Source organism: Drouetiella sp. (assembly GCF_059504425.1).
Genome location: NZ_JCACIN010000078.1, coordinates 22,679 through 28,678 on the forward strand (window position 1 = coordinate 22,679; position 6,000 = coordinate 28,678).

Below are 6,000 nucleotides of genomic sequence, written 5' to 3' on the forward strand. Positions count from 1 at the left end.
GGGTCTGTACTCAAACTGCAATCGCCAGGATGATCTGAGTTGTATTGGTATCCACCACATTGACAAAATACAGCCTCACAAAACGGCGTTGTTGCATAAAGATTATGAAATAAGTGAAATTTTAATGATTTAGCAGTCTCTGTCCATTGCTGACGATGAAAACAAAACCCAAACCCTGCTACCGAATCCGCAACTGGAGTGAGTATGATGCGGCGCTGAAACAACGAGGCAGCTTGACGTTTTGGATTGACGAGACCGTGATTGCCGGGTGGATAAACGCGCAAAAGAGTGGACGACGGGGAGCATCTAGGCACTACAGTGATGGGGCAATTGCCTTGATGGCAACAGTGCAAGCACTGTTCAACTTGCCCGGACGACAAACCGAAGGGTTCCTAGAGTCGTTGTTTGGTTTGATGGGGATAGACCTGCCGATGCCTGACCATAGTGTGTTATCGCAGCGCATCGGCAAGGTGGCAGTTGAGATGCCGATCGCCCCAAGTCAAGGTGGCATCCATGTGGTGGTGGATTCCACCGGAGTCAAGGTGTATGGGGAAGGGGAATGGAAAGTGCGGCAACATGGGGTCGATAAGCGACGCACTTGGCGGAAGTTGCATGTGGGAGTCAAGGAAACCACTGGAGAGATTTCAGCGGCCGTTGCCAGTACCAACAACGTCAGTGATGAGGAAGCATTTGCCGACATCCTTAAGGAGATTGACGATGAGATTGAGCAAGTCTCAGGTGATGGAACCTATGACAAACGCAAGGGTTATGACGAGATCGCCTCACGCGGAGCGAAACCTACAATTCTCCCTCGTGAGGATGCAGCTCGGTGGCAGGACGATCCAGAAACGGGGGAAGTCCATCCTCGCAACCGAGTTCTAGAGAGGATTGAGGCCGTAGGACGGCAACAATGGAAACAAGAGAGTGGCTACCATCGACGGTAGATCAAGATTTTTTGTCCCTTTTGAATAATTCCCTTGTCTCTCAGGAAAAGTAATGAGGTTGTTGCTCCAAAAGGAATGGCGGCGGCTTCCTCATAGGTCATATTGACAGGTTGAGTTTCAACTGCGGCTGCTTCAGGTAGACAGATGTACTCAGCGTTAGCACCCTAGTATGGTGTTTTTCTTAGGTCTTTTGAAACCATAGAAAAATCGGCATTGCGTATGCGCACATCCGCTGATGTTGCTGTGGTCGCATATATTTTTATCGACACTTCGTTTTCCCTAGGAGTAGGTTTTTCTAGCTCTTTTAACTGCATAACAGCAGGTGAGCCGTACTCTGTGCAAATCATCGCTTTCATGAATGCTTCTCCAAAATAGTTTTAGTGCAGTTCAACACAATCTTCTATCCAATGAGTTTGCGAAACCCAACGTTATCCATCACCCATCACAGATATAGCAACCGCCAAGGTGGTTAGGACGGGGACATTTGTGGTGGGGCGCCAAGCGCCCCACCACAAATGTTCTAAGCAAACTGACAACAGCTATAACCTTCGCATCCCAACCAATCGACGTCTGGTGGTTAGTGTGCATGGGTATGCTAATGATTCCGAGTCTGGGATACCGGGGAGTCTAACGACAACTCCACCCGTTCCATCAGTTGAGGAATGTAACTATAGAAGCGTTCGTTGCGTAGCTGCATGGCATCGACGGTGCAACTGCCACAATGTACCCCTGGCGGTGGAATAGCAACCGATTGCACCACCTCATCTGATACCCCACCCCAGGGCAGATGTCCCTGCGGAGCTTGCAAGGAGTAGGTCAGCTCCGACTCATTCAACCAGTCACTGCTGATGAAGTCAACCTCAGAGCGAGGAGCAGTGAGTTTCCAGCCTACGCGATCGCGAAAGGCATTGACAGCCGCTTCACGATTGTTAGGGTGCTCGGTCAATGCTTGCTGCCAAAGACGCAACTGAACACTGAGACCAAACCGTCCGTTGCTGGCCGTTAGCCACATCTGGTCGATGGCACGAATCATCTCCGGCGGCACGAATACTGGCTCAAACGGCGGCAGTGAGGCCGACTCCGGGGCAAGCAACCGCCGGGTTTCTCTATCGGCAGCGACCCAGTCTTCAGCCTGGAGTCGTTCTTGCAATCGTTTCAACTGCTCGTCAACAGTCGTGTCAGGATCAGTATTCCCAGTCTGGCAGTCGCCCACCGTTGAGCGCACATACTCACCAGAGTTCAAGTAGTGGACGGTCTGTATCTGCTGGGGTTTTCCGCTGGTGGGACGCAGACTGACATAGAGTCCATGCACCGAAGCTGGTGTTCCATACAGGAAATCGGCATTGTTGGGCTGACCGCGAAACGTTTCTTCAAAGGGCAGTTGAGAATAATCAGCATCAGGAGCTAGCTGCTCATAATCCCCCAAAGCAGAAGCATTGAGCAACGTTTGAACGCGGCCATTTCGATCTTGCCACTGCACCGTTAGGGTCAAGGTTGTTCCAACAGGGTTTTGAAGACGTTCCGCCGCAGTGATCTCCGGCAGGCTGCCCGCCAGTCGGTAGGTCAAACTCGCTCCCTGGCTCAGAGAAACCATCGTTTGACAAGCGACACGGTAAGATCCGGTCTGGGCATCCACGGGTGGCGTCGTAGTTGTGCCTAGGGCTACCGTCAAGACACAGCTTAACGGCTTCAGGATTAGCATTTTAGACATGAACAAGCACCTCGAAACCAGCACGTAACTTAAAAATGGAGAATTTTAATCTCAAAATCGGCTGAAACCTTGATGTTCTGTAACTACTGTTTTGTAAGGCTTTCCGCGTTAATTTTCCGCTTCAGAATATATGTCTTCAAAACAACACACGATCCCAATGCGATCGCTCATGTGTCCCCAGTAGAATACGAGCTTCTGCCAGTATTCATCACTTCGAATCAGCTACTTTTTTCGTTGCGTAAATTGATACGAGACCTTGTTGTTTAGAATTCGTTTGAAAAGTGGATTTTTTATACGATTGTTTTAACCGGAGTTTAGACTAACGATGAAATAGTCCAGCCAAACGAATTGACAGAGTAAAGATTACATCGGCCTCAAGTTGAGGACTAAGCGAGCTTAAACCACACTCAGACCTGTATTCCCACAGAAAAACTACAGGTCTGAATATGGTTTGTGCCGTAGCAGAGAACGCTGCGTCACAGTCTGTGAAACCTATGAGCTAATACTCAACGAATAAGCAGTGTTACTCACGTTGGACTGATTAGCCAACACGTAATACACTCCAGCTTGCAGATCGACAGATCCGTTTGCCCCAATGAGCGAACCAATCGACTCGCCAGAATCCAGGATGTTGTTGTTGTTTTTGTCCTGATAGATGGTGACATTCGTGTTGATGTCGCCCGCCACATCCGCCTTGCCAAACGTGACTCGCCCTGTCTCGTTGAGCGTGAATCGATAGAGGTCATTCTCGTCCACTCTGCCCACGTAGTCTTTTGCTTCCAAGCGTCCACCCTTGCTCAAACTGCCCAGGTTGAATGCAGTCGTGGGTTCGCTCCCTGGATCGGTGGGAATGTTGCCCGGAACCTGTGTCGTGTTGAACGTAATGTCGTACTGCATCGTGCTGGCAGAAAAGTCTCGCACTACTTGCAGGAAGTAAGTCTCTGTGGACGGGAACACCGCAGAAATAGGGCGATTTGAGGATACAGAACCGTCACCAGAGTCAATGGTTGATTCGCTGAAATCAAGTACCCCGTTGCGATTAGTGTCGTTGTAGAGGCGCATCGTGCCGCCGCCAGACACTTGGCTGAGCGCAATACTAAGGTCGCTGATCTGCCCCAGCCGGAATTTGTAGAATTTATTTTCTGCATCCGACGTGCCTGCTGTGTCGCGCGATCGCGCAACAGAGCCACCATTCAAAGTCCCCAAATCAAACGGGTTGCTGCGGGTGCCGTTGCCGCCGCTCCCGCCGCTCCCGCCACCGCCAGCCGTTGTGGAACCCGCCAGTTTGTATCGGGTGCTCTTGCTGCCACGACCCGACACCTGCACGTAATAGGTGCCCGACTGAAGCTGTCGAGTAATTTGCTCTGCCTGCTTGCCGCCCTTTTGCGACCGCGCGATCGCCTTACCAGAGCGGTTTAGCAACAGCAAGTCAGCATTTGCTTGCAGGTTAGACAGCTGAAAGTTGACATCACTGCTACGTTTGAGGCTGAACTTAAAGAAATCGGTGCGATCGCGCGGCCCAACAAGATCCCGCCGCTCAAGGAGTTTGCTACCCAAAACGCCTAGTGGGCGGGCGCTGCTTAGAGAATTATCTGCCATGTGAATCAAATGCAAACTTTAGTGCATTTCAACGGTAATCGCTCCATTTAATGATTCACTTGACCATACCCGCCAAGAACTTGACCGATCGCGCCATCAGCCTTACGGTTCATTTGGATCGCTTAACATTCTGAACGACAAATCGAGAAGCGTATCATTTCAAAAATCTTGTGTTTTTTGCGAAAAGTTTGAGATCCAGGATGAATCAATAGAGCGAAATAGTTTTCACAGGATGCTTGAAATGCCGCTACGAGCGGACACTTCAGTTCAAACAAATTCAACACGTTTGCAATCTACGGTGGATACATGCAAGAGAGAACCATGACTGTCTACACTACGCGCAACATTCTTCAATTTGCAGCGTATTGTGGCGTAGACCCTGGAGAAATCTGTGCGGCGGCTGGACTTGAGCCAGAAATGCTGAAAATGCCTGATCAGCGAATTCCAGGGTCACTTCATGCTGCTGTGTGGCGAGAGGCGGTGAAGCAAACGGGTGATGAAAACTTTGGACTGCACCTGGGTGAAGCGTTTAATTTAGGAACTTTCGGCATTGTGGGATATATCATGATCAACTGCCAAACGCTAGGAGAAGTCTTTGACAAGATAGGTCGATACAATCAATTGTTTTGCAAGAGCGCTTCGCTTCACTTTTCGGTGTCCAACGGTATGGTTTTTTTTGATTATGACTACAACATGACGAGTCACTTGCAAAACCACTTAGTAGAAGAACTGCGCTATGCCGTAGAATGCACCTTTGTATCGTTGCTCAAGGCAACCGTAGACTTGACGGGAAAGTCTCTTTCCCTCTCAGCCGCCTGGTTTCAACATACACCGCTTGAAAACACCGCAGAGTACGCTCGCATCTTTCAGACAGAAGTGGAGTTTTTAAAGCCCATCAGTTGCCTCATTTTTGATGCAGACTGCCTCGATTGGGCGATTCTATCCAGCAATCCGGCACTGCTGCCGCTGTTTGAGCAATACGCAGAGGGGATGCTGTCTGACATGCATCTCATCCAAAATTCTACCAAAAACTATACGCAGCGGGTCATGCAGGCGATCGCCCAACAGCTCACCGGAGACTTGCCAACGATTGGGGCGATCGCCCAAGAGCTAGCTATCAGCGCTCGTCATTTGCAGCGCGAACTACAAGCCGAAGGCACGTCGTTTCAAAAGCTGCTGGATGCTACCCGCAAAGAATTAGCGTTGCAGCATCTCAAAAATCCTACTGTTCCGATTCACGCCATTGCGTTTCTGTTAGGTTTTTCGGAACCCAGCGCCTTTAACCGCGCCTTTAAACGCTGGACAGGCAGCACGCCAGGAACCTATCGACTCTCCGACGAAACACAAAAAATAACAAGTTAGAAGTTGCGTTGCATCTCAAAACGAATCTCACCAATAGAGCTGATGTATAGCAACCGCTAAGGCGGTTAGGACGGGCACATTTAGGGTGGGGCGCGCCCCACCCTAAATGTGCTAAGCAAACTGGCAACAGCTATAAATTTCTAATTGACAGTCTCGATCGAGTGTGTCTGAACTTTCTACAGAAACTGTTTGTATTTTGCTGTAGGGGATTGATGTGTAATCAACTTTTTTACCAGACAACTCTTGTACATTAGCACCGATGATACGCTTGCTAGTGAATACAAGGTGATCACGAACGGTCTTAAACACTGGAAGCAAAGTTTCTTTCTCAAGCAGGAATTTCCTAGAGGACTTACGCAAGCCCTCTAGCTGTAGTGCATTTTT

At 49.5% G+C, this 6,000-nt stretch carries 6 protein-coding genes; 2 read left to right on the forward strand and 4 right to left on the reverse strand.

Annotated features, from left to right (window positions below):
- Positions 1-155: 155 nt before the first annotated feature.
- The gene (locus AC5JMP_RS18280) at positions 156-944 is read left to right on the forward strand and encodes an IS5 family transposase (protein WP_495852914.1); all 789 of its coding nucleotides are present in this window, start codon (positions 156-158) and stop codon (positions 942-944) included.
- Between the two features lie 164 nt (positions 945-1,108).
- Here the strand turns inward: AC5JMP_RS18280 and AC5JMP_RS18285 are convergent, their stop codons facing one another.
- From AC5JMP_RS18285 to AC5JMP_RS18295, 3 genes are all read right to left on the reverse strand, one after another.
- On the reverse strand, positions 1,109-1,300 hold the full coding sequence (locus tag AC5JMP_RS18285; protein WP_495852915.1) for a hypothetical protein: 192 nt from the start codon (positions 1,298-1,300) through the stop codon (positions 1,109-1,111).
- A 239-nt stretch (positions 1,301-1,539) separates the two neighbouring features.
- Positions 1,540-2,655: a GUN4 domain-containing protein gene (locus tag AC5JMP_RS18290; RefSeq protein WP_495852916.1), complete on the reverse strand. Its 1,116-nt coding sequence runs from the start codon at positions 2,653-2,655 to the stop codon at positions 1,540-1,542.
- Positions 2,656-3,147: 492 nt separating this feature from the next.
- A complete protein-coding gene (locus AC5JMP_RS18295) occupies positions 3,148-4,254 on the reverse strand; it encodes a PPC domain-containing protein (RefSeq protein WP_495852917.1) in 1,107 nt (368 codons plus the stop codon).
- A gap of 321 nt (positions 4,255-4,575) precedes the next feature.
- Between AC5JMP_RS18295 and AC5JMP_RS18300 the strand changes: the two genes are divergently transcribed.
- Positions 4,576-5,616, forward strand: a complete 1,041-nt coding sequence (locus AC5JMP_RS18300; RefSeq protein WP_495852918.1) for an AraC family transcriptional regulator — start codon at positions 4,576-4,578, stop codon at positions 5,614-5,616.
- Positions 5,617-5,727: 111 nt separating this feature from the next.
- Here AC5JMP_RS18300 and AC5JMP_RS18305 read toward each other — a convergent pair.
- On the reverse strand, positions 5,728-6,000 hold a 273-nt coding region (locus tag AC5JMP_RS18305; protein ID WP_495852919.1), incomplete at its 5' end, for a PH domain-containing protein.